16 protein-coding genes are annotated in these 19,681 nt (G+C 64.7%); 7 read left to right on the top strand and 9 right to left on the bottom strand.

Annotated elements, in window-relative coordinates:
* Positions 1–110: 110 nt before the first annotated feature.
* Genes C8J98_RS04195 through tviB form a run of 3 tightly spaced genes read right to left on the bottom strand, consistent with a single transcriptional unit; the run spans position 111 to position 4,120 of the window.
* Entirely contained in the window at positions 111–1,769 is a 1,659-nt protein-coding gene (locus C8J98_RS04195; RefSeq protein ID WP_107912563.1) for a GMC family oxidoreductase, read from the bottom strand.
* A gap of 55 nt (positions 1,770–1,824) precedes the next feature.
* Positions 1,825–2,835, bottom strand: a complete 1,011-nt coding sequence (locus tag C8J98_RS04200; RefSeq protein ID WP_107911255.1) for an NAD-dependent epimerase — start codon at positions 2,833–2,835, stop codon at positions 1,825–1,827.
* A gap of 16 nt (positions 2,836–2,851) precedes the next feature.
* Positions 2,852–4,120, bottom strand: coding sequence for a Vi polysaccharide biosynthesis UDP-N-acetylglucosamine C-6 dehydrogenase TviB (gene tviB / locus C8J98_RS04205; protein ID WP_233260154.1), 1,269 nt, complete (start codon positions 4,118–4,120; stop codon positions 2,852–2,854).
* A gap of 328 nt (positions 4,121–4,448) precedes the next feature.
* Here tviB and C8J98_RS04210 point away from each other — a divergent pair, with 328 nt between their 5' ends.
* From C8J98_RS04210 to C8J98_RS04220, 3 genes are all read left to right on the top strand, one after another.
* Positions 4,449–5,105, top strand: coding sequence for a response regulator transcription factor (locus C8J98_RS04210; RefSeq protein WP_107911258.1), 657 nt, complete (start codon positions 4,449–4,451; stop codon positions 5,103–5,105).
* Positions 5,102–7,384: an ATP-binding protein gene (locus tag C8J98_RS04215; protein ID WP_158272595.1), complete on the top strand. Its 2,283-nt coding sequence runs from the start codon at positions 5,102–5,104 to the stop codon at positions 7,382–7,384. Before C8J98_RS04210 ends, C8J98_RS04215 begins: the two co-directional genes overlap by 4 nt.
* Before the next feature lie 392 nt (positions 7,385–7,776).
* On the top strand, positions 7,777–8,637 hold the full coding sequence (locus C8J98_RS04220; protein WP_107911261.1) for an aldo/keto reductase: 861 nt from the start codon (positions 7,777–7,779) through the stop codon (positions 8,635–8,637).
* Between the two features lie 227 nt (positions 8,638–8,864).
* On the opposite strand, the gene C8J98_RS04225 is transcribed toward C8J98_RS04220, so the two are convergent.
* Together C8J98_RS04225 and C8J98_RS04230 are read right to left on the bottom strand one after the other, a co-directional pair.
* Positions 8,865–10,271, bottom strand: coding sequence for a diguanylate cyclase (locus C8J98_RS04225; protein WP_107911262.1), 1,407 nt, complete (start codon positions 10,269–10,271; stop codon positions 8,865–8,867).
* A gap of 413 nt (positions 10,272–10,684) precedes the next feature.
* Complete coding sequence (locus tag C8J98_RS04230) at positions 10,685–11,989, bottom strand: NAD(P)/FAD-dependent oxidoreductase (RefSeq protein WP_107911263.1); 1,305 nt, start codon at positions 11,987–11,989, stop codon at positions 10,685–10,687.
* Positions 11,990–12,174: 185 nt separating this feature from the next.
* Here C8J98_RS04230 and argS point away from each other — a divergent pair, with 185 nt between their 5' ends.
* On the top strand, positions 12,175–13,935 hold the full coding sequence (gene argS / locus C8J98_RS04235) for an arginine--tRNA ligase (protein WP_107911265.1): 1,761 nt from the start codon (positions 12,175–12,177) through the stop codon (positions 13,933–13,935).
* 89 nt (positions 13,936–14,024) lie between these two features.
* Here the strand turns inward: argS and C8J98_RS04240 are convergent, their stop codons facing one another.
* Both C8J98_RS04240 and rclC read right to left on the bottom strand, forming a co-directional pair.
* A complete protein-coding gene (locus tag C8J98_RS04240) occupies positions 14,025–14,366 on the bottom strand; it encodes a carboxymuconolactone decarboxylase family protein (protein ID WP_107911267.1) in 342 nt (113 codons plus the stop codon).
* 248 nt (positions 14,367–14,614) lie between these two features.
* Positions 14,615–15,193 (bottom strand): reactive chlorine resistance membrane protein RclC, encoded by a 579-nt coding sequence (gene rclC / locus C8J98_RS04245; protein WP_107911269.1) that lies wholly within the window; start codon positions 15,191–15,193, stop codon positions 14,615–14,617.
* Positions 15,194–15,289: 96 nt separating this feature from the next.
* Here rclC and C8J98_RS04250 point away from each other — a divergent pair, with 96 nt between their 5' ends.
* Both C8J98_RS04250 and C8J98_RS04255 read left to right on the top strand, forming a co-directional pair.
* Positions 15,290–16,210, top strand: a complete 921-nt coding sequence (locus C8J98_RS04250) for an AraC family transcriptional regulator (RefSeq protein ID WP_107911271.1) — start codon at positions 15,290–15,292, stop codon at positions 16,208–16,210.
* 70 nt (positions 16,211–16,280) lie between these two features.
* Positions 16,281–16,748, top strand: coding sequence for a DUF1203 domain-containing protein (locus C8J98_RS04255; RefSeq protein ID WP_107911273.1), 468 nt, complete (start codon positions 16,281–16,283; stop codon positions 16,746–16,748).
* Here the strand turns inward: C8J98_RS04255 and C8J98_RS04260 are convergent.
* On the bottom strand, positions 16,721–17,908 hold the full coding sequence (locus C8J98_RS04260; protein ID WP_107911275.1) for an MFS transporter: 1,188 nt from the start codon (positions 17,906–17,908) through the stop codon (positions 16,721–16,723). The two genes, C8J98_RS04255 and C8J98_RS04260, sit on opposite strands and share 28 nt — an antisense overlap.
* An 89-nt stretch (positions 17,909–17,997) precedes the next feature.
* Here C8J98_RS04260 and C8J98_RS04265 point away from each other — a divergent pair, with 89 nt between their 5' ends.
* Positions 17,998–18,915, top strand: a complete 918-nt coding sequence (locus C8J98_RS04265; protein ID WP_107911277.1) for a LysR family transcriptional regulator — start codon at positions 17,998–18,000, stop codon at positions 18,913–18,915.
* Here the strand turns inward: C8J98_RS04265 and C8J98_RS04270 are convergent.
* Positions 18,912–19,643, bottom strand: coding sequence for a TIGR02117 family protein (locus C8J98_RS04270; protein WP_107911279.1), 732 nt, complete (start codon positions 19,641–19,643; stop codon positions 18,912–18,914). The two genes, C8J98_RS04265 and C8J98_RS04270, sit on opposite strands and share 4 nt — an antisense overlap.
* Positions 19,644–19,681 lie beyond the last annotated feature (38 nt).

Consider the following 19,681-nt stretch of genomic DNA (forward strand, 5'->3'; position numbering starts at 1 on the left):
AACCCGGGCCCAATCTGTCGATTGCACTTCCGGTTTGCACACGGCTAGGCCAAACGGCTGTGTGATGCATCGATGTATCGCCCCCTGTAACACCCTCGTTACACGCCGGGTCAGACGACGTCGAGAAGTACGCGCAACTGCTCGGCCAGACGCAGGCTGAGCGCTATGAGCGTAAAGGTCGGGAATGCCCAGCCACCCGTGGGGAACACCGAACTGCCCGCGACATGGAGATTGGCGACGCCATGGACCTTGCCCTGCGTATCGACGACACCTTGTGTCGCGTCTTCGGCCATGCGCGTCGTACCCATGTGGTGGGCTGTGCCATGCACTTGGGCGGGGCTGTTGGGATCGGTCGTCCACGCTGCGGCATCGAACCGCCCCGCGCAGGCCAGGGCCAGGCGCTGGCCGGTGAGCGCGCCGAGCATCCGATGCGTATGTCGGTCCAGCTCGGTCAGTCGCCAGTCCACGCGGACGCGACGTAAACCCAGCGCGTCGCGCGTGTCGTCGAGCATGATCCGGCTGTCGCGATTGGGCGCCTGCTCGAAGAAGCCGACCAGTTCCACGCGATCACTGCTCACCGTCGGTTTGTCGCCCACCTTTTGCGCCACCGCGCGGATCACATCGCCCAGGTGCAGGCCGAGGCGCATCGCGCTGATGGCAAGATTCTGTGGCATGGCGAGGGCCGCCGCGCCGCCGGGCCCGTTCTGTAGCGCAGCCGAAAGTCGCGCCTCGAGCAGGGTGGCCTCATCGCGCGTGGGTGGCCGCAAGGCTGCACGTACCTCGCGCAGGGCACGGATGCCGCGTGGCACTTCGCCTTCGACGGCGAACGGATGCACGCGCGCATTCAGCGTGCGGTGCTTGCGCTGCGCTTCGAGCGAAAGGCCGATTTCAGAGGCGACCGATGCGCGTACCTTGCCGATGCTGCGCTCGTAGGGGCGGGTGAGGCGATCGGGACGTTCCGAACGGATGCTGCCGATGGCACCGCTGGGGTGATCCATGAAATAACGACCGACCAGATCGCGATCGTTGCCGAGGCCGTGAGTCGCCACGCTGTCCGAGAGCAACAGGATGCGAGCATTCTCGATACCGCCGGCGGCCAGCACGTAGTGCCGCGCACGCACATGACCACGTCGGCCGTCGAGTGAACCGATGGTGGCTTCGGTCACGGCACTCGCATTGTCCGTGGCGCGCAGTTCCATCACGTTGGCGTGCAGGAGCACGGTGATGTTCGAGGCCTGGGCAAGGGTGTCGCGGTAAGCCTCGCCGAAGGTGATCGGACTGCGCGCGAAGATGAAATTGACCATGGCCTCGGGGTCGAGGTCGAGCGGCGCGCGTGGGGTCGGTCCCTCGAAGCTCCCGGGACCGAAGGCATGTGCCGGATCGATATGGCAGAACTCCCGCGCTTTGGCGTACCAGGGCGCCAGGTCGGCGTAGCGCAAGGGCCAGCCGCTTTCGGGTACCCAGTCGCGTGGCTCGAGGTCGGTATCGGCCAGGGGAATGCAGCCGCCGCCCCAGAGTGTGCAGCTGCCACCGAACACGCGCATGCGCGATGTGCCGGCGTCGAAGGGGGCGCTACCCGCGGAGCTGCCCTCGTACAGTGACTGACTGCGATCCTCACCGGCCAGGCCACCGCCTTCGATAAGGCATACGGTGGTCGAGGTGCCGATGAAAGAGCGCGCAATAGCGATGCCAGCGGGGCCTGCGCCAATGACGCAGAGGTCCGCCTGATAGTCGGCAGCTGCCGACTTGTCGAGGTAGTCGATGATCACGGGGTGCATCTCCAACGTGGTGTCTTGTGTTCTTGTTCTTGTTTTCCGGCGCGTCCTACGCCCGGTAGTAACCGCGGTACCAGTCCACGAACTTGCCCACACCCTCGCAGACATCCACCTTCGGCAGGTATCCTGTGGCCTGGACGAGAGCGGAGACATTGGCCTCGGTGTCGGGCACGTCGCCGGCCTGCAGGGGCAGCATCTCCATCCGCGCCGTCTTTTTCAGGCACTTCTCAAGCACCCGGATGTACTGCATGAGCTCCACCGGCTTTTCGTTACCGATGTTGTAGATGCGGTACGGCGCGACGCCGCTGGAACCCGGGTCGGGTCGGTCGCCCGACCAGTTCGCATTTTTTTCGGGTATCTGGTCCAGCGTACGCAATACGCCTTCGACGATGTCGTCGACATAGGTAAAGCTGCGTTTGTGGTGCCCATGGTTGAACACCTGGATCGGCTCGCCGGCGAGGATCGCCCTGGTGAACAGGAACAGCGCCATGTCGGGTCGGCCCCAGGGGCCGTACACGGTGAAGAAGCGCAGGCCCGTGCATGGAACGCCGTAGAGATGCGCATAACTGTGCGCCATCTGCTCGTTGGCCTTCTTCGACGCCGCGTACAGCGTCAGGGGATGTTCGGTCGGTTGGTGTTCGGAGAACGGCATGCGCGTATCGGCGCCGTACACCGAGCTGGTCGATGCGAAAACCAGGTGCTCCACATCGTGACGTCGGCAACCCTCGAGCACGTGCAGGAAGCCAGTGACATTGCTGGCGATATATACGTGCGGATTCTCGGCCGCATAGCGCACGCCCGCCTGCGCAGCGAGGTTGATCACCCGTTGCGGCTTGTGCGTGACGAAGGCATTTTCCACCGCATCGCGATCGGCGAGATCGGCATGGATATGGGTGTAGCCCGGCTTGTCGGCAAAACGCGCCAGGCGGGCCTTCTTCAGCTCCACGTCGTAGTAGTCGGAAAGACTGTCGAAGCCGATGACCTCGTCGCCACGCGCGAGCAGGCGCATGGCCACGTGGGAGCCGATGAAACCGGCCGTGCCGGTCACGAGCACTTTCATGCTGGTCGGTCCGCGGTCAAAGCCGTCCGTCCACGGCGTCGCGCGGCAAGACGTACTTGACGTCGTAGACCACGGACTCGGGTTTGCCGAAGGCGCGGATGCCCGCTGCGCCCAGGGCGACGAACTCGCGATGGCCCACGGCGACGACCACGGCGTCGTACGCGCCATGCGCCGGGTCGGCCATGGGCGTGATGCCGTACTCGTGCTCGGCCTCGCTCGCGCGCACCCAGGGGTCGTGCACGTCCACCCCGACGCCATAGGTGTCCAGGGCGTTGATGATGTCGACGACGCGGGTGTTACGCAGGTCCGGGCAGTTCTCTTTGAAGGCCAGACCGAGGATGAGCACGCGGGCGCGCACGGGATTGATCCCCTTGCGCACCATCAGCCGTACCACTTCGGAGGCAATGTACGTGCCCATGCCGTCGTTGGTGCGCCGGCCGGCGAGGATTACGTCGGGATGGTGGCCGACCTGCTGGGCCTTGTGGGTCAGGTAGTAGGGGTCGACGCTGATGCAGTGCCCGCCGACCAGGCCTGGTCGGAACGGCAGGAAGTTCCACTTGGTGCCGGCGGCTTCGAGCACCTCGAGCGTGTCGATGCCCAGCTTGTTGAAAAGGATGGCGAGGTCGTTGACCAGGGCGATATTGAGATCGCGCTGGGTGTTCTCGATCACCTTGGCCGCTTCCGCAACCTTCAGGGAGCTGGCCCGATGCGTGCCCGCGGTGATCACCGAGCGGTACAGGGCATCCACGAAATCGGCAGTGGCCGGCGTCGAACCCGAGGTAACCTTGAGAATTCCCGTAACACGATGGGTCTTGTCGCCGGGGTTGATTCGCTCCGGACTGTAGCCGGCGAAAAAATCTTCGTTGAAGACCAGACCGGAAACCTTCTCCAGGATCGGCACGCAGACTTCCTCGGTGCAGCCCGGATAGACCGTGGATTCATACACCACGATGTCGCCGCGCTTGAGCACCTTGCCCAGGGTCTCGCTCGCCCGGATCAGCGGCGTGAGGTCCGGGCGGCGCGCATCGTCGATCGGGGTCGGCACGGTGACGATGTAGACATCGCACTCCGCCAGGTCGTCGATTCCTGAGGAAAAACGCAGCCGGCGCGAGGCACCGAGTTCGTCGCCATCCACTTCCAGGGTGACATCGTGGCCCCGCCGGAGCTCTTCGATGCGTCCGGAATTGATGTCGAATCCAAGGGTTGCGTAGCGCTTGCCGAATTCGACTGCGAGCGGCAGGCCCACGTATCCGAGGCCGACGATGCCGATGCGCACCGTGTCCAGCGACAGCGTGACGGTTTCGCCGGCGGCGTCGTAAGACTGGCCCTCGGCAACGGGTTCGCGCACGGCGGCGGTGCCGGCCGGTCTGCGGCTTACTGTATCCATGCCCGCGTCCTACCCCTTGATGGTCCGGAATCCCCGTCTTGCGGGTCGATGAGAGGTTAGCAACCCACTCGTGGATTGCCTGTACGGCTTACGGAGGTAGACGAATGGCCGATGCCGGATTTGCGGGGTCGGTGGCGTTTACAAGCCTCCATTGCCGATATATGGTTCATCCCGCTCCGCTTCAGAGGCAGGGCATATGACTACAAGGCAGTTCCCAGATCGACTCATGTCCGCGCGCACCTACACCGGCTCAGTACGCGTGGCCTTGCTGGACGATCATGCGCTCGTCCTCAAAGGGCTCATCGCGCACCTTGAGAAAATCCCTTCGATCCTGATCGTCGGCAGCCACGGCGGCAGCCAACCTTTCCGGGCGATGCTGGCCGCCATGCCCGTGGACGTGGCCCTGATCGACTACTCCCTGGCCATGGACGACATCGACGGTGTCGCCCTGATCAAGCTACTGCGTGCGTCGCACCCGTCACTGAAGATCCTCGTGGTCTCGGCCCATGGGTCACGCCTGGTGATTCGTAGCCTGCTGCAGGCGGGTGCCCACGGCTTCGTCGCGAAGAGCCAGGAACCGGATGAGATCATTCGTGCGATCGAGGCAGTGATGACCGGCCGCGAGTACCTGCCTCCGGGCATCATGAGCGGCCTGGTGGACAACCCCATGGCGGGGCTTTCACCCCGGGAGTGGGAAGTGGTCCGCTGCGTGCTCGAAGGCCTGTCGGTCACCCAGATCGCCAACAAGTTCAACCGCAGCCTGAAGACGGTGAGCACGCAGAAGACGGCGGCCTACCGGAAACTGGCCATCGGCGCGGACAACGAGCTGCACATGCTGCGTGCGTATCTCCTGGAATCGGACAGCGAGGTGCCGCCGAAGTGAGGCGATGGATCGCGCTCTTTCTCCTTGCGTTCGTCGTGACCGCCGGTGCCGCCACCGATCCGCCGGACCCGGTCCGCGAGCGGTGGGTCGCGCAACATCCCGTGCTGCGTATCGCGATCGACCCCCAGCAAGGCGCCGAGATACGCGGCGGCGAGGCCAATCCGCTGGTAAGCCAGTACCTGGCCCTGGTCGAAGCGCATACGGGCGTCCATTTCGAGACGGTGCACACCCGTTCCTGGGAGGAGTCCGTCAAGGCCTTCACCGAGCATCGCGTCGACCTGCTTCCCTCCACCAGTGACCGCATGGTCGTGGCGGACCTGGGCGATCGCGCGCTTCTTTCCGCGCCCTTCTATGTCGGCCGTACGCTGATCGTGACGCGTACGGTGGGGCCGGCGAAGGTGGAGATGCGCGATCTCGACGGGCATACGGTCGCGTTCAAGGGTGGCGGTGCTTACGAGTCCTGGCTGAAACGCGAGCATCCGCTGGTCACGCGTCTTCCTCTGGACGATATCCACGAAGTGCTTGCCGCGGTGGAAAGCGGCATCGCGGATGCCGCAGTGGGCATGGATGTGGCGTACCACCCCATCGTGCGCCGCGACTATGCCTCCAGCCTGCGCATCGCCGGGGATGTGCCGGAGATCCCGGTGACGGTGAGAGTGGTCGTGCAACGCGACGAGCCGGAGCTGCTCGAGATGCTCGATGGGGGCATGCGGCGCATCACGGCCGACGAGAACGAGGCGGTGATCGAGCGCTGGCTGGAGACGGCGTACCTGCGTGCGCCGACGCTGTCGCAGGTGGTTTCGGTGTATCAGGTGGAGATCGCGCTGGGCGGCGCGCTGGTGCTCGCGCTGATCTTCGCGCTGTGGCAGATGCGTCGCGCGCAGCTTGCCTCACGGCGCGGCGAGCAACAGAAAACCATGTTGCTTGCGGTGATGAGTCACGAAGTACGCAATGCGGTCAACGCCGTGGTCTCATCGATCGACCTGATGGCGAGGCAACCTCTTGAGGGCCCGCAGCGCGACCTCATGGCCATCGCGCAGGCGAGCGGTCGCAACCTGCGTACGCTGCTGAAGAGTGCGCTCGACTACACCCGATCCGAAGTGCAGGGTTTCACCCCGGATCTGGTCTCCTGTGACGCGCTGGCCGTGGCGCGGCAGGTGATCGAGTCGCAACGTCCGGCGATCGAGGCGAAGGACCTCAAGATTCGCCTGGACCTTCCCATGGGCCCGTTGCCCTGGTTGCTTCTGGACGAGACCCGGCTGCGCCAGGTGCTGGAAAACCTGCTGGCCAATGCGGTGAAGTACACCCAGCACGGACACGTCGGTATCGCGCTGTGGCAAGGCACGGAAGAGACCGCCGACGGCGTGCGCCGGTTGGTGATCGACGTATTCGACACGGGTATCGGCGTGCCGGTGGATCGGCAGCGCGAGTTGTTCCGCGCCTTTGCGCAATCGCATGGACCGCTCGATACGCGGCTTGGCGGAACGGGGCTGGGCCTGGCGATCTGCCGCGATATCGTGACCCACCTGGGTGGGCGCCTGGATCTCACCAGCGAGCTGGGTGTGGGCACTGCCGTGCGCATTGAACTGCCGACCAGCCTGGTGCCTGCCGTGACGACCGTTGCCGACGACGACGCGCTCGGTGTGACGAAGGACGAGCCGATCGGCACGGTGCTGCTTGTCGAGGATCATCCCGCGAACCGCCAGATCATCACCGCGCAGCTCAAGTTCATCGGCTACGCGACGCAATCGGTCGATCATGGGCAAGCGGCTATCGACGTGTTCGAGGCAGGGCGCTTCGTGGGCGTGTTACTCGACTGCGAGCTGCCGGACATGCAGGGCTATGACATCGCCGCGGAGCTGCGTGCGCGGGAACGCTCGGCCGGAGGACCGCGTACGCGCTTCATCGCTATCTCGGCCAATCACGGCGAAGCGCATATACGGCGATGCGAAGAGAGCGGGATCGATACCGTGCTGGGCAAGCCCCTGTCGCTTGAGGGACTCAAGGCGGCACTCGTGGCGCCGCGTACGGAATCGGAGATCGATGCGACCTTCATCAAGGAGTGCCTGGCCGACCTGGCCGCCATCCGTGCCGCCCTGGCCGCGGCGGACCTCACTCGCGCCGCCCATTTTTCCCACCGCCTCAAGGGCGGCGCACTGGTATGGGGCGCGACCTCCATTGCCGCGGACATCGACCGCATCGAGCAGGCGCTTGCGGTCGAGCCGCTCGACAGCGCGGTCGTGGAGCGCTTGCTTGACGCGATCGCCGCGCGTCTTTAAATGTGTGGGAACCCCTTCATTGTGGGAGCCACTTCATTGTGGGAGCCGGCTGCCGGCGATGGCGGTGAGGTAGCCTGGTCATTCTGTAGGAGCCGGCTATGCCGGCGATGGGGGTGAGGTAACCTGGCTATCGCTGCTGAAGCAGCTCCTACATGGCGTGGCCCTACATGGCGTGGCCCTACATGGCGTGGCCCTAAATGGCGTGGCCCCACATGGCCCGACCTTGGACGAAATCCGCGCCGTTTGTCACGGCTTGCTTCAAGCTCGCTCGAACGCAAGCTTCTACGATGTCGATCATCATTGCATCGATGTTTCACAACGCCCTTTAAACGTTCAATGGCGTACCAATGTCTGTCTGACTTTCCCTCGTCCCAACGTAACGGAGTCTACAGATGGCAAGCATCAACGCATCCGCGAGCGGCACGTTCAAGATCGGTGGCGACCTCGAGGTCAACCGCCTCGGCTTCGGCGCCATGCGCATCACCGGAAAGGGCATCTGGGGTGATCCGGCCAACCCCAAGGCCGCGCGCGAGACCCTGGCAAAGCTGCCCGAGCTTGGCGTCAACCTGATCGACACGGCCGATAGCTATGGTCCCTACGTCAGCGAGGACCTGATTCGCGAAGTCCTGCACCCGTATAAGGGCCTGGTGATTGCCACCAAGGGCGGCCTGACCCGTCATGGTCCGGACATCTGGGCGCCGCTCGGCCGTCCCGAGTACCTCCGCCAGTGCGTGCTGATGAGCCTGCGCCGCCTCGGCGTGGAACGCATCGACCTATGGCAGCTGCATCGCGTGGACGAAAAGGTCCCGCAGGATGAGCAGTTCGGTGTCATCCGTGACATGCAGAACGAAGGCCTGATTCGTCACGTCGGCCTCTCCGAGGTCAACGTCGGCCAGATCGAAGCGGCATCGAAATTCTTCAAGGTCGCGACGGTGCAGAACCTCTACAACCTCGGCAACCGCCAGAGCGAGGCCGTGGTCGACTACGCCGACAAGCACAACATCGGCTTCATCCCCTGGTTCCCGCTTGCCGCGGGCGAACTGGCCAAGGAAGGTTCGGTGCTATCGAAGATCGCCAAGAGGCTCGATGCGACGGACGGCCAGGTAGCCCTTGCATGGCTGCTCAAGCGCTCACCGGTGATCCTGCCCATTCCCGGCACCGGCAGCCCCGATCACCTGGAAGAGAACGTCAAGGGCGCATCGCTGAAGCTGTCGCAGGAAGACTTCGAAGCCCTGGAGCACGCGGTCAAATAACCGCCGAACCTTCGGCTAACCGCATAACGGTCGACTAACCGCGGAACTGTAGGAGCCGGCTGCGCCGGCGATCCCTCAACGGCGGTATATGGCGAATGAGGCTTTGAATCGGATCGGGCGGGCGGTTGACCCGTTCGCCCGGTCGTTGCACAACCTCGTTCGCAGCCATGAAAGCCTGAGGGTTCGCCGCTGAAGCGGCTCCCACATCTCGCCGGAAGCCGCGACGTTCACCGGATGCCGCGACAGGCTCGCGCCTCGTAGAGGCGCTGGTCGGCGCTGCTCAGTGCGGCATCCAGTGGCGTTCCCGCGAGCTTCATGGCGGCGCCCAATGTGAATCCGATCGGTGCCGCTTCGGCTTCACTACGCAATCGATCGCTCACTTCGGCGAGTTGCCTGTCATCGGCACTGCGCAATACCACCAGGAACTCATCGCCGCCAAGACGCACCACGGCGTCTTCATCACGCACGCGTGCCCGCAGGAACTTCGCCATATCGACCAGCACGTCGTCGCCACGCTGGTGTCCGTAGGTATCGTTGACCGCCTTGAAATGGTCGAGATCCACGGTGATGCAGCCGAGCGTTTCGTCGCGCGCCATCTCACCGAGCTGGCCGAGATAACGACGGTTGAAACAATGGGTGAGTGGATCGCTCAGCGACCACTCGCGCAGCTGGCGTTCCTGTCGATGTTGCTCGGTAATGTCCTGTGCGTGGCCGAGCACGTAGCGCTCCTGGTCGTCCTCGTCGAGCACGTTGTGATAGGCCCAGATCCGTAGTTCGCCATTCGCTGCGCGCAGCTCGAGGCGACCCGAATCGCTACCCTCGTCGATGATACGGCGCAGGTAGGCATGGAATGCCGGGAGCATTTCCGGCCGCATGAAGTCGGCGAGCGACCGGCCCATCAGGCTGTTGATCGGGTAGCCCAGTGATTGGGCCGCGGCGGGGTTGACCGAGAGCAGGACGCCGTCGAGGTCGTGCGTGCAGATCAGACCGAGGCTGTAATGGAATAGCTGGCGGAACCGGCGCTCACTGGCTTCCAATGACGCCACGGCACGTCGGCGGTGCATCTCCCATTCCTGGGCAGTACGCCTGAGGTCGCGCTCAAGGGTGATCTCACGAGCGAGCGCGGCGTTGCGTTCGACGGCGGTCGCGCGCTGTTCCAATGCCATGCCCACGAGACCGGCAAGGGTGGTCAGGATCTCCCGCTGGGTATCGGTCAGTTCCCGTGGCACACGGTCGATGACGCAGAGCGTACCCATGCCGGATCCGCCGTCAATGGCGATGGGCATGCCGGCATAGAACCGGATGTGTGGATCCGCGTCGACCAGCGGATTATCGGCAAAGCGTTGGTCTTCGTGGGTATCGCGCACTTCGAACAGAGTGTTTCCGTGGATCGCGTGTGCACAGAAAGAAATGTCGCGGGGCGTCTCGGTCACTCCCTCCAGGCCGACCTGGGCCTTGAACCACTGGCGATCGTGGTCGATCAGGCTGACCAGGGCAATCGGCGAGCCCGTGACCAGGGAGGCCACCCGCACGATACCGTCGAAGAAGGGTTCCGGCGCGGTATCCAGCACCGCGAGGCCGCGCAGGCGTTCGAGGCGGAGTGCTTCGTCGTCAGGTAAGGGCGCGGCTTGCATCGCGACTCCTGGGTGGGGGACAGCGGAACGTAGCGGCTCGGCTACCGGCCGGACGTGATCTACGTCACTATCCCGAGGACCGGTTGATCGGTCTACCTTTGCTTATAGCGGCTTGGGCGGGTTCTTGCGTGAATTTTGCGACACGCGCAAGCCGAAGCATTGCGCGCAAGCTTGGTATGCACGCTCCGCAGATCGAACGCCCGCTCGATCTGACCCACGGTTCCAGGCTGGAGCAAGTCGAGGCCGCACTGGCTGCGGTAGGCTATCGCGTCAATCTTTCCGTTGAGCCCGTATAAGCAATCGTACGCAATCCCTTGCTCCAAATTCCGGGGCGATGCAAAGCCTCGTTCACTAAATCTGTGGTGAGGGTTCGCCGATGAATCGGCTCCTACAAGAGCGTGGGCTTTCTTGCTTTAGTGGAGCTTTACCGGCGGCAGGGTGGTATTTCGTAGCCAGTCGGCCAGCCACAATGCCGTTGCACGCGGCCAACCATGCAGCGTGGCCCGGTGTAGCTGCTGTAGCGAAACGTAGAGCATCTTCGCCAACCACCCGCGCATCGGAATGATCGAGCGGCCCTTGGGCCCGGAAGGAAGCTCGCCCGTGGCCTGGCGCTCGCCCAGGGAAACCAGCGTGCCCTTGGAGTGATAGACGAAGGGCGCGACATTCTCGCCGCGCAGGGCGCGGGGCAGGGCGCGTGCCAGGTACGACGCCTGCTGGTGGGCGGCCTGGGCAGTGGGTGGCACGCTCGGGCCGCCGGGTGTGGTGGTGGCGAAGGCGCAGTCGCCCATGGCGTAGATGTCGGTGACGCCCTTGGCCTTCAGCTGGGCGTCGACCAGGATGCGCCGGTCCTTCGATAGCTCGAAGGGGCCGAGGCCTTTCACCATGTCATGCCCGGTGACACCGGCCGCCCACACCTGGATATCGCAACGCACGCTGCTGCCGTCGGACAGATGGAAGGCGCCGTCTTCGACCGCATCCACACCGACGCCGGTGCGTATCGTCACACCCATGCGCAGGAGGATTTTTTCCGCGGACTCCGACGTGCGTGGGTCGACGTTGGGAAGCACGCGTTTCGCCATATCCATCAGGGTAATGTCCAGCTTGCTGGCGGGATCGAGGCCGCCATAGCGGTGCATGTCGTTGAAGGCGTGGTGGAGCTCGGCCGCCAGTTCCACGCCAGTCGCCCCGGCACCGACAATGCCGATGCTGATGCGCTTGTCGGGATCGCCCGCCGTGCGCAGCGCGAGTGCCAGGATCTTGCGACGCAGGTCGATCGCCTGGGCGGGGCTGTCCAGCATGTCGCAGAATTCAAGGACACCCGGCGTGCCGAAATCGTTCACGCGGCTGCCGAAGGCGAGCACGAGCGTGTCGTACTTCAGTATGCGCGCTGGCAGGATGATTTCGTCGGTGAGTGGAAAGCGGACTTCGTCCAGGGCAAGGGTCTTTGCGCTGGGATCCACGTGCTTGAGCGCACCGGGTTCGAACCGGTATCCGTGCGACTGTGCGTGCGCCAGGTAGGGTACGGCTTCTTCGCCATCGCCCAACAGGCCGACTGCAAGCTCGTGCAGGCGTGGCTTCCAGAAGTGGCTGGCGTCCCGGTCAACCAGGGCGACATCGAAGTCGCCGCGCTTGCCCAGCCGTGCCGCCAGTTCAATGCCCGCCGCGCCGCCGCCCACGATCACGACGGTGTGTGCACCGGGTCGCTTTGAAGCCGTCATAGGAGTCTCCTCAGTAGCCTGTGTTCGAGCATACCCATGGATTCGTTGCTTGCTTGCGAAGACTGCTCTTTTCCGGCTAAATCGGGCACATGCATGCAACACGACTGCTCCGACGACGAACGATGCGCTGAAGCCATCCGGCGCGCCCGTGCGTGCGCCCTTGCCCATTGTTTACGGAGAAACCCATGTTCCTGTCCCTGGCGTCGCATGTCGACGCCTCGCTAGTCAGTGTGTTCGCGGCCCTTGGCCTGCCAACGGCGCTCGCGCGTGCCCAGCCGTCCACACGGCCGGATTTCGGCGATTTCCAGTGCAATGCGGCGTTGGCCCTGGCCCGTGACGTCGGGCGGCCGCCCCGGGTCATCGCCGAGGACATCGCCGGGCTGCTCCGCCAGGAGGCGATGTTTGCGGCGGTGGAAGTCGCCGGGCCCGGCTTCGTCAACCTGACGCTGGCGGGGACTTTCCTGGCGACGTCCGCGCGGGTCATGGTGGCTCATGCGCGCCTTGGTCTACCCGACACCGGGCGAGGCCGTCTGGTGATCCTCGACTTCGGTGGTCCCAACGTGGCCAAGCCCCTCCATGTGGGCCACCTGCGTTCGCTGGTACTCGGCGAAAGCCTGCGCCGCATCCACGGGGCTCTGGGCTGGCGTACGTTGGGCGATGCGCATCTGGGCGACTGGGGCCTGCAGATGGGCATGCTGAGCTCGGCCATACGGCATCGTGACCCGTCACTGGCTTTCTTCAACGGTGGTGTCAACGAGGTTTTCCCGTCGAACGCGCCGGTGACCCTGGACGAACTCGAACATCTGTATCCCGAGGCGGCCGCTGCCTGCCGCAGCGATGCCGGGCGAATGGCCGAGGCCCGCGCCGACACCGCAGCCCTGCAGGCGGGTGATCCCGGGTTACTTGCCCTGTGGCGTTCCCTGCGGGCGTTGAGCCTGACCTCGCAGGTGGCGGACTTCCGCGAGCTCGGTGTCGTCTTCGATGCGCTCGACGGCGAGAGCGATGTGCGCGACGCCATCACGCCCCTGGTCGAGCGGCTTCGCGCCAGCGGCGTCGCGCGCGAAAGCGATGGTGCGCTGGTCGTGGATATCGCCATGGCGGAGGACGCCTTCGAGGTGCCACCTCTATTGCTGGCCAAGCGCGACGGTGCAGCCTTGTATGCGACGACCGATCTGGCCACGCTGGAAGCGCGTGCCATGCACGAAGGCCTCGCACGTGTGGTGTACGTCGTCGATCAGCGACAGGCACTCCATTTCGAGCAGGTGTTCCGTGCGGCGGCCAAGGCCGGGATCGCGGCAGGCGTGGAGTTGATCCATGTCGGCTTTGGCACCGTGAATGGGCGCGATGGCCGGCCGTTCAAGACGCGCGATGGCGGCGTGGCCCGGCTCACTGACCTGATCGACGAAGCGGTGGACAAGGCCGCCGAGCGCATCGAAGGTTCCGGTTACGGAAGGGAGCTGGATGCGCCAGGCAAGCTTGCACTCGCCCGGAGCATCGGCCTTGGCGCGGTGAAATTCGCCGATCTCTCGGGTGAGCGGTTGTCGGGCTATGTGTTCGATGTCGAGCGGCTCGTCGCCTTTGAAGGTCGCACGGGGCCCTATCTGCAGTACGCGTGTGTGCGGCTGCGTTCGTTGTTGGCAAAGGCGGGTGGCGGCGCCGCGGAGCCGGGCGTTCCGGTGGCGGACAGCGAGCGGGCGTTGGTCATTGCCTGCCTGGGCTTCGGGGACATTGTGGCGGAGTCGGCGCGGCTGATGCAGCCGGGGGTGCTCGCGGAGTATGCGTTCGGGCTTGCGCAACGCTTCAGTCGGTTTTATGCCGAGTGTCCGGTGTTGGCAGAGCCTGATCTCGACATTCGTACGTCGCGGTTGGGGTTTTGCGTGCTTACGTTGCGCGTACTGGAGCGGGCGTTGTCGCTGCTTGCTATCGATGTCCCGGAACGGATGTAGGAGCCGCTTCAGCGGCGATCCCGCGGCAGCGGGGGAGGGTTTCGCGAGCACCCATTCGCCGATGAATCGGCTCCTACAAGGGGCGGGGGTCAGGCTTTTGAGTAGGCTTCGGTGGCGTCCATGACGCGGGCGGAATAGACCAGCGCGGCGCCTGCGTTGAGGGCGACGGCGACGCCAAGGGCTTCGGCGATCTCTTCGCGGGTTGCGCCTTGCTTGAGGGCTTCGGCCGTGTGCACGGTGATACAACCGTCGCAACGGGTGGTGACCGAGATCGCCAGGGCGATCAGTTCGCGGGTCTTGGCGTCGAGGTGGTTGGTCTTCGCGCCGGCACCGGACAAGGTCTGGTAACCCTTGATTGTGTCCGGGCTGAGCTTGGCGATCTCACCAATACGTGCGCCGAGCTCGTTGCGGTAGGCAGGCCAGTCAAGCATGGGGTAATCCTCGGGAATGGCCGGCGGCACGGGTTTGTGTCGTCGGTAGGAACATGATGGTCCTGCCCCGTGCGCGGGGAAATACGCGAAACGTTCTAGTTCTGGCGCATGCGTCTCACGTGACTTACAGGGGGTCGAAGAAGCGCGGCATCCCGTGCAGTGCTGCTTCATCGGCCTCGTGCCGTCATCGGGCGCCTTGATGGGCATCGTGCTGGCGCCATATGCGCATGGCCTTGCCGTCGCCGCCGTTATCGTTTCCGATTGCCGGCGAGGATAGCCTTCGCCGCATCGATGCCGATGATCCACGAACCGGCCAGCATCATCGTGTCCTTGATCACCAGGCGTCCGGCACCGGAGAGGTAAGGAAATCCGTGCTGTGCATCGCCCAGCGCAGGTACCCATGCTTCGGGTGTCGTGAAGAGAAAGGACAGGGTGACCAGTGTTGTGGCGAAAGCGAGGAAGGCGCCGAGCAGGCCGAGCTTCTTCGACAGCGGATACGACAGCACGAGCAGGGCGATCGTCCATTCGACGATACCAAGGCCGGTGGAGAAACCATAGGTGTTGTTCGCGGTCTGCCATTCGCGCTGTTCGGGCACGAGCTGGCCTTCATGCGTCAGGTGCGCCTTGTATTCGTCGGGATGGTTGTAGAAGAACGACATCACCGGACTATTGGCGACGAAGGGCGTGATGCTGTCGGCCTCGAAGGGAGCGAACTTGAGCGCGCCGATCCAGAGGAAGACGATGGCGATCGCAATGCGCATCAGGTTCGGGCCGAGGCGCTCGGTGCGGACGAAGGCAGAGAGGATGTTGCGGGCAGTGGTGTTCATGGGAGGCGACTTTCTCGGGAGGGGACGAAGAAAGTGTTGCTCGCCAGAGTGAGAGCATGAATACTCATATCACTCAATGACTGGCGCGAACGTCTCATGGATGCCTTGACCCGCGTGCTCGAACTTGCCCAGGTCCAGGGCGTCCTCGACCTCCGTTGCCAGCTGGCCGGTGGCTTCAGCCTCGACCACGTGGATGCCGAAGCCGGCGAGGCGCCATTTCATCTCGTGCTGGGCGGCAGCGCGGCCATGGAGCTGCCGGGTCACACCGTGGTGATGGAAGCCGGTGACCTGCTGGTACTGCCCCAGGGCACCCGCCACCGCGTGCACGATCTGCGCGGTCGGGATGTCACCACGACCGTCTCCCTCGACCACGCGGGCCCCTTTCGTATCAAGCGCAACACGGAAGGCGATACCGATCTCGACCTGCTCTGCGGGCGCTTCACCTTCGCGCCGGACGCGGGGCGACTGCTGTTCAGTGCCTTGCCCGAAATACTCCATGTACGGCTCGGCGGCGAACACGGACTGGATGCACTTTCCGGCATCGTAAGGATGTTTCGCGACGAAGTGGCGCGCATGGATCCCGGCGCCCTGGCCGTGGTCACGGCGCTGACCCAGGCCTTGTTCGTCTTCGCACTCCGCGCACAGTTGCGCGACGGGATCATGCCGCCGTCCTTGCTCGGCCTGATGGTCGATCCCCGGCTCAGTCGCGCCTTGCTGGCCATGCTGCGCGAGCCCGAGCGCGAGTGGACGGTTACCTCGCTGGCCGAACAGGCGGCGATGTCGCGCGCCACGTTCGCGCGTCACTTCGAGGCGCGAGGAAACGTCGCCCCGCACGAGGTACTGACCCTCCTGCGTATGCATGTGGCGGCCGATCTCCTGCGCCGTGGTGAGCTCACCGCCGGCGCCGTGGCCGATCGCGTGGGGTACCGCTCCGAGTCGGCGTTCGGCAAGGCCTTCGCACGCGTCATGGGCACGACGCCGGCGCGTTTTCGTCGCGATGGAAAAGCCGTTTCGTAACGCAAGATCCGGATGGTGGTGTACGGCACGCGAGTGGAACATGGCGCCATACCCACCACGGAGCCACGCCATGTCTTTCCGCATTACCGGTATCGACCCGAAGCCCTTCACGTCGCTGTATGGGCTGGACGAAGAGCAGCTCGCAAAGCGTGGTGTCATTCGCGTCATCGCCCAGGACGATACGGGTTACCCCGAGCGTATCGAACTACGCAACGCACGCCGCGGCGAAGCCTTGCTCCTGCTCAATCACACCCACCAGCCTGCCAGCTCCCCTTATCGTTCCAGCCACGCTATCTTCATTCGCGAAGGCGCGACCGAAGCCTGCAATGTGAGCGATGAGGTGCCCGAGGTATTGCGTACACGTACGCTTGCGCTGCGTGGATTCGACGAGCGTGATCACATTGCCAGTGCCGTCCTCGTCGAGGGCAGCGTGCTGGACGAAGCGATCGAGCGCATGTTCGCGATGTCCTCGGTAAGCTATGCACATGTGCACTATGCGGCGTACGGCTGCTATGCGGCGCGCATCGATCGGGCCTGAACCTCGTGCTTGCGTGCGGCCTGGCGGGATACCGTCAACGCCGCCAGCGCCAGCGCCGTCAACAACAGCGAGACCAGCGGCAGGGAGGCGACGCCGCTGGCCTGCGCTATGCGGCCGCCGAGAAACGAGCCGAAGGCGATACCGGCGAACAGTCCCGACGAATTGAGCGCAAGGACCAGCCCGCGTATTTCCGGTTCAAGCTCGACCACGCGCCGCTGCTGTGAGGGATAGAACACGTCCTGTGACAAGGCCCAGACCAGTAATGGCAGCACCGGCGCCCACCAGTAGGCGGGTACGACGGCAAGGGCGAGGAACACCGGTAGCATCGTGCCCATCGCGGCATACAGCAGGCGATTGGCACCGAAGCGCAACGCCAGGCGTTGCGCCAGCCAGTTACCGGCGACACCGAGGATACCGAAGCCGAACATGATGCCCGATGCGGTCGCGGTGTCTGCGCCGAAACGGTCGCGCAGCAGTGTCGTGATGAGCGTATAGGTCACGAAGTAGCCGGAGACCTGAAGGAAGATCACGGCCAGTCCTGTGCCGGTGGCCGAATGGGTGAGTGCCCTCAACAACCTTCGCAGATCCAGCCGGACGCCTCGCGACTCGTCGTCCACCGTCAGCCAGACCAGCAAAGCCGCCGCACTGGCCAGCACCGCCAGCCCCACGAACACCACACGCCAGCCAAAGGCCGCCGAGGCCGCGATGGCAAGGGGTACGGAGAGAACACTGGATATGGCGATGCCGCTGAAGACCACGGCCAGGGCGTGTCCTTGCCGCTCGGGCGGCACGAGGCCGACACCAATGGATGAAGCCATCGGAGCCACCACGGTGGCGCCAAGACCTGCGAGCACGCGGGCCGCCAGCAACCAGCCATAGCCGGGCGCGACGGCACACAGCACCGAACCGAAAGCCAGGACCAGCAGGCCGCCGATCAGCACATCGCGTCGCCGCCGGTGACCGATGAAGACTTGCGCCAGCGGAGCGCCGATGGAGAAAGTCAGCGCGAACACGGCGACCAGCTCGGCCGCTTGCGCGACGGTCATGCCAGAGCCGACCATCGAAGCCTGGGCGCCAACGACCGCCAGCGAGGCGCTTCCGAGGGCAAAGTTGCAGATGCTGAGAATGCGCAGCACCAGGGGAGCGGAAAGACGGGCCATGGCGGCGTCGCAACGATAAGGGAGCGCCTTATTTCGGGTCCGTCGACCTATAATCAACATCGATTCCAGATATACGAGCCATCCATTTCATGGATATCAGTCGGATCGACCTCAATCTGCTGGCCTCACTCGACGTGCTCCTCGAAGAAGCCAACGTCACCCGGGCGGCGCGGCGCCTCAAGCTCAGCCAGCCCGCGCTGTCCGCCCAGCTCGCACGTCTGCGCGAGTCGTTTGGCGATCCCCTGCTGTTGCCTGCGGAAACCGGGCGCGGCATGACCCTGACCGCCCGTGCGGCGGCCTTGCGCGAACCGCTGCGGGCGGCGTTGCGAGACCTCGATCGCGTGGTCACCCATGCGCCGGAGTTCGATCCGGCACATAGCACGCGCGCCTTCCAGATCGCCCTGAGCGACAACGGTGTGGCCATCCTCGGTGTCGACCTCGTTGCCTGGATAGCCGCTCACGCCGGGCCCGGTATCTGCGTGGCCTTTCGGCCGGTGGATCCCGGCCGTATCGGTGCGCAACTGGAATGTGGCGAGGTCGACCTGCTGGTCAGCATCAATAGCCTTATCCCGCCAGCGATGAAAGCCCGTGTGCTCCTCGAAGACCGTTACCTCATGGCGCAGCGAAAGGGTCACCCGCGCGGCCGCACGCCTCCCGACCTGGATACGTATTGCGCGCTCCGTCACGTGCTCGTGTCGCTGGACGGCGGCGGTTTTCATGGCTTCATGGACGACTACCTGCACCGGCTCGGGCGCAGGCGCCAGGTGGCCGTGTCCGTCCCGCAGTATCACCTGATGCCCGACATACTCGAGGCTACCGATTACGTGGGCGTCATGCCTTCGCGGCTGGTCCAGCGCTTCGCCGGACGGCTCGATGCTTTCGAACTCCCGATCCCCACGCACGATATTTCCATGTATGCGTCGTGGCATCCGCGCATGCAGGCCGACCCCGCGCACCGATGGCTACGTGAGCGTGTCGCCGCCATCGCGGAAGGCACGCGGACCTAACGACTGGCTTCGCCGCGCAGCTGCCAGAACAGCGCCTTGTCGAACGGTGACCACACCGGCACGCGCACGCCGCTTGCGGCCAGGGCGTTGCGTGTCCATTGGTTGCACGTAACGAAGAGGCTGTAACGGCCGTTGGCTTCGTAGAAGGCATCGTTGATGTCGTAATGGTGGCCCGGGATCCACACCGCCGTACCCGTATCGTCGACGGTGACACTCTGGCGGACGAAGGCGACCAGCCTTGCATAGGCGGCGGGAGTCAGGGTGAGGCGTCGTGCCGTGGGGTCGTGCTCCGGTGCCGGACCGTATTCCACATGCATCGCCGCGGCGTCACGCCCGGCGATTGCCTTGAGCGCTGTCGAGGTGGTGAGGTCTCGCCACCGTGGTACGTCGAGGTAGAACGCGCGATCACCCCAGCCGATGGTGACGTACTCAGCGTCGTCGACGTCACCCGCATGCGCGTTATGCACGGGCGGGAACAGACGGGTCCAGTCCATCTGCGGATGCCTGGCCGGCATCGCCAGGCCCGCGTGGACGCCATTGGTGGTCAGCCACACGGTGACACCCTCGTTGGCGGGCTGCCAGGCCCGATTCAACGGAATGGCGCCGAGAACGACGGCGGCGCCCATATACACGAGCGGCGCGAGGATGAGCACACCTGCGATCGTCCAGAGAAGGCGTCGTGCAAACGATGGCCGCGTTATCGGGCCCGATCGGTCCTGCTTGAGCATGCACGTTTCTCCGGCATCGACGCGCCCGCGTTGGCGGA

It is taken from the genome of Luteibacter sp. OK325 (assembly GCF_003050935.1).
Lineage (GTDB): Bacteria > Pseudomonadota > Gammaproteobacteria > Xanthomonadales > Rhodanobacteraceae > Luteibacter.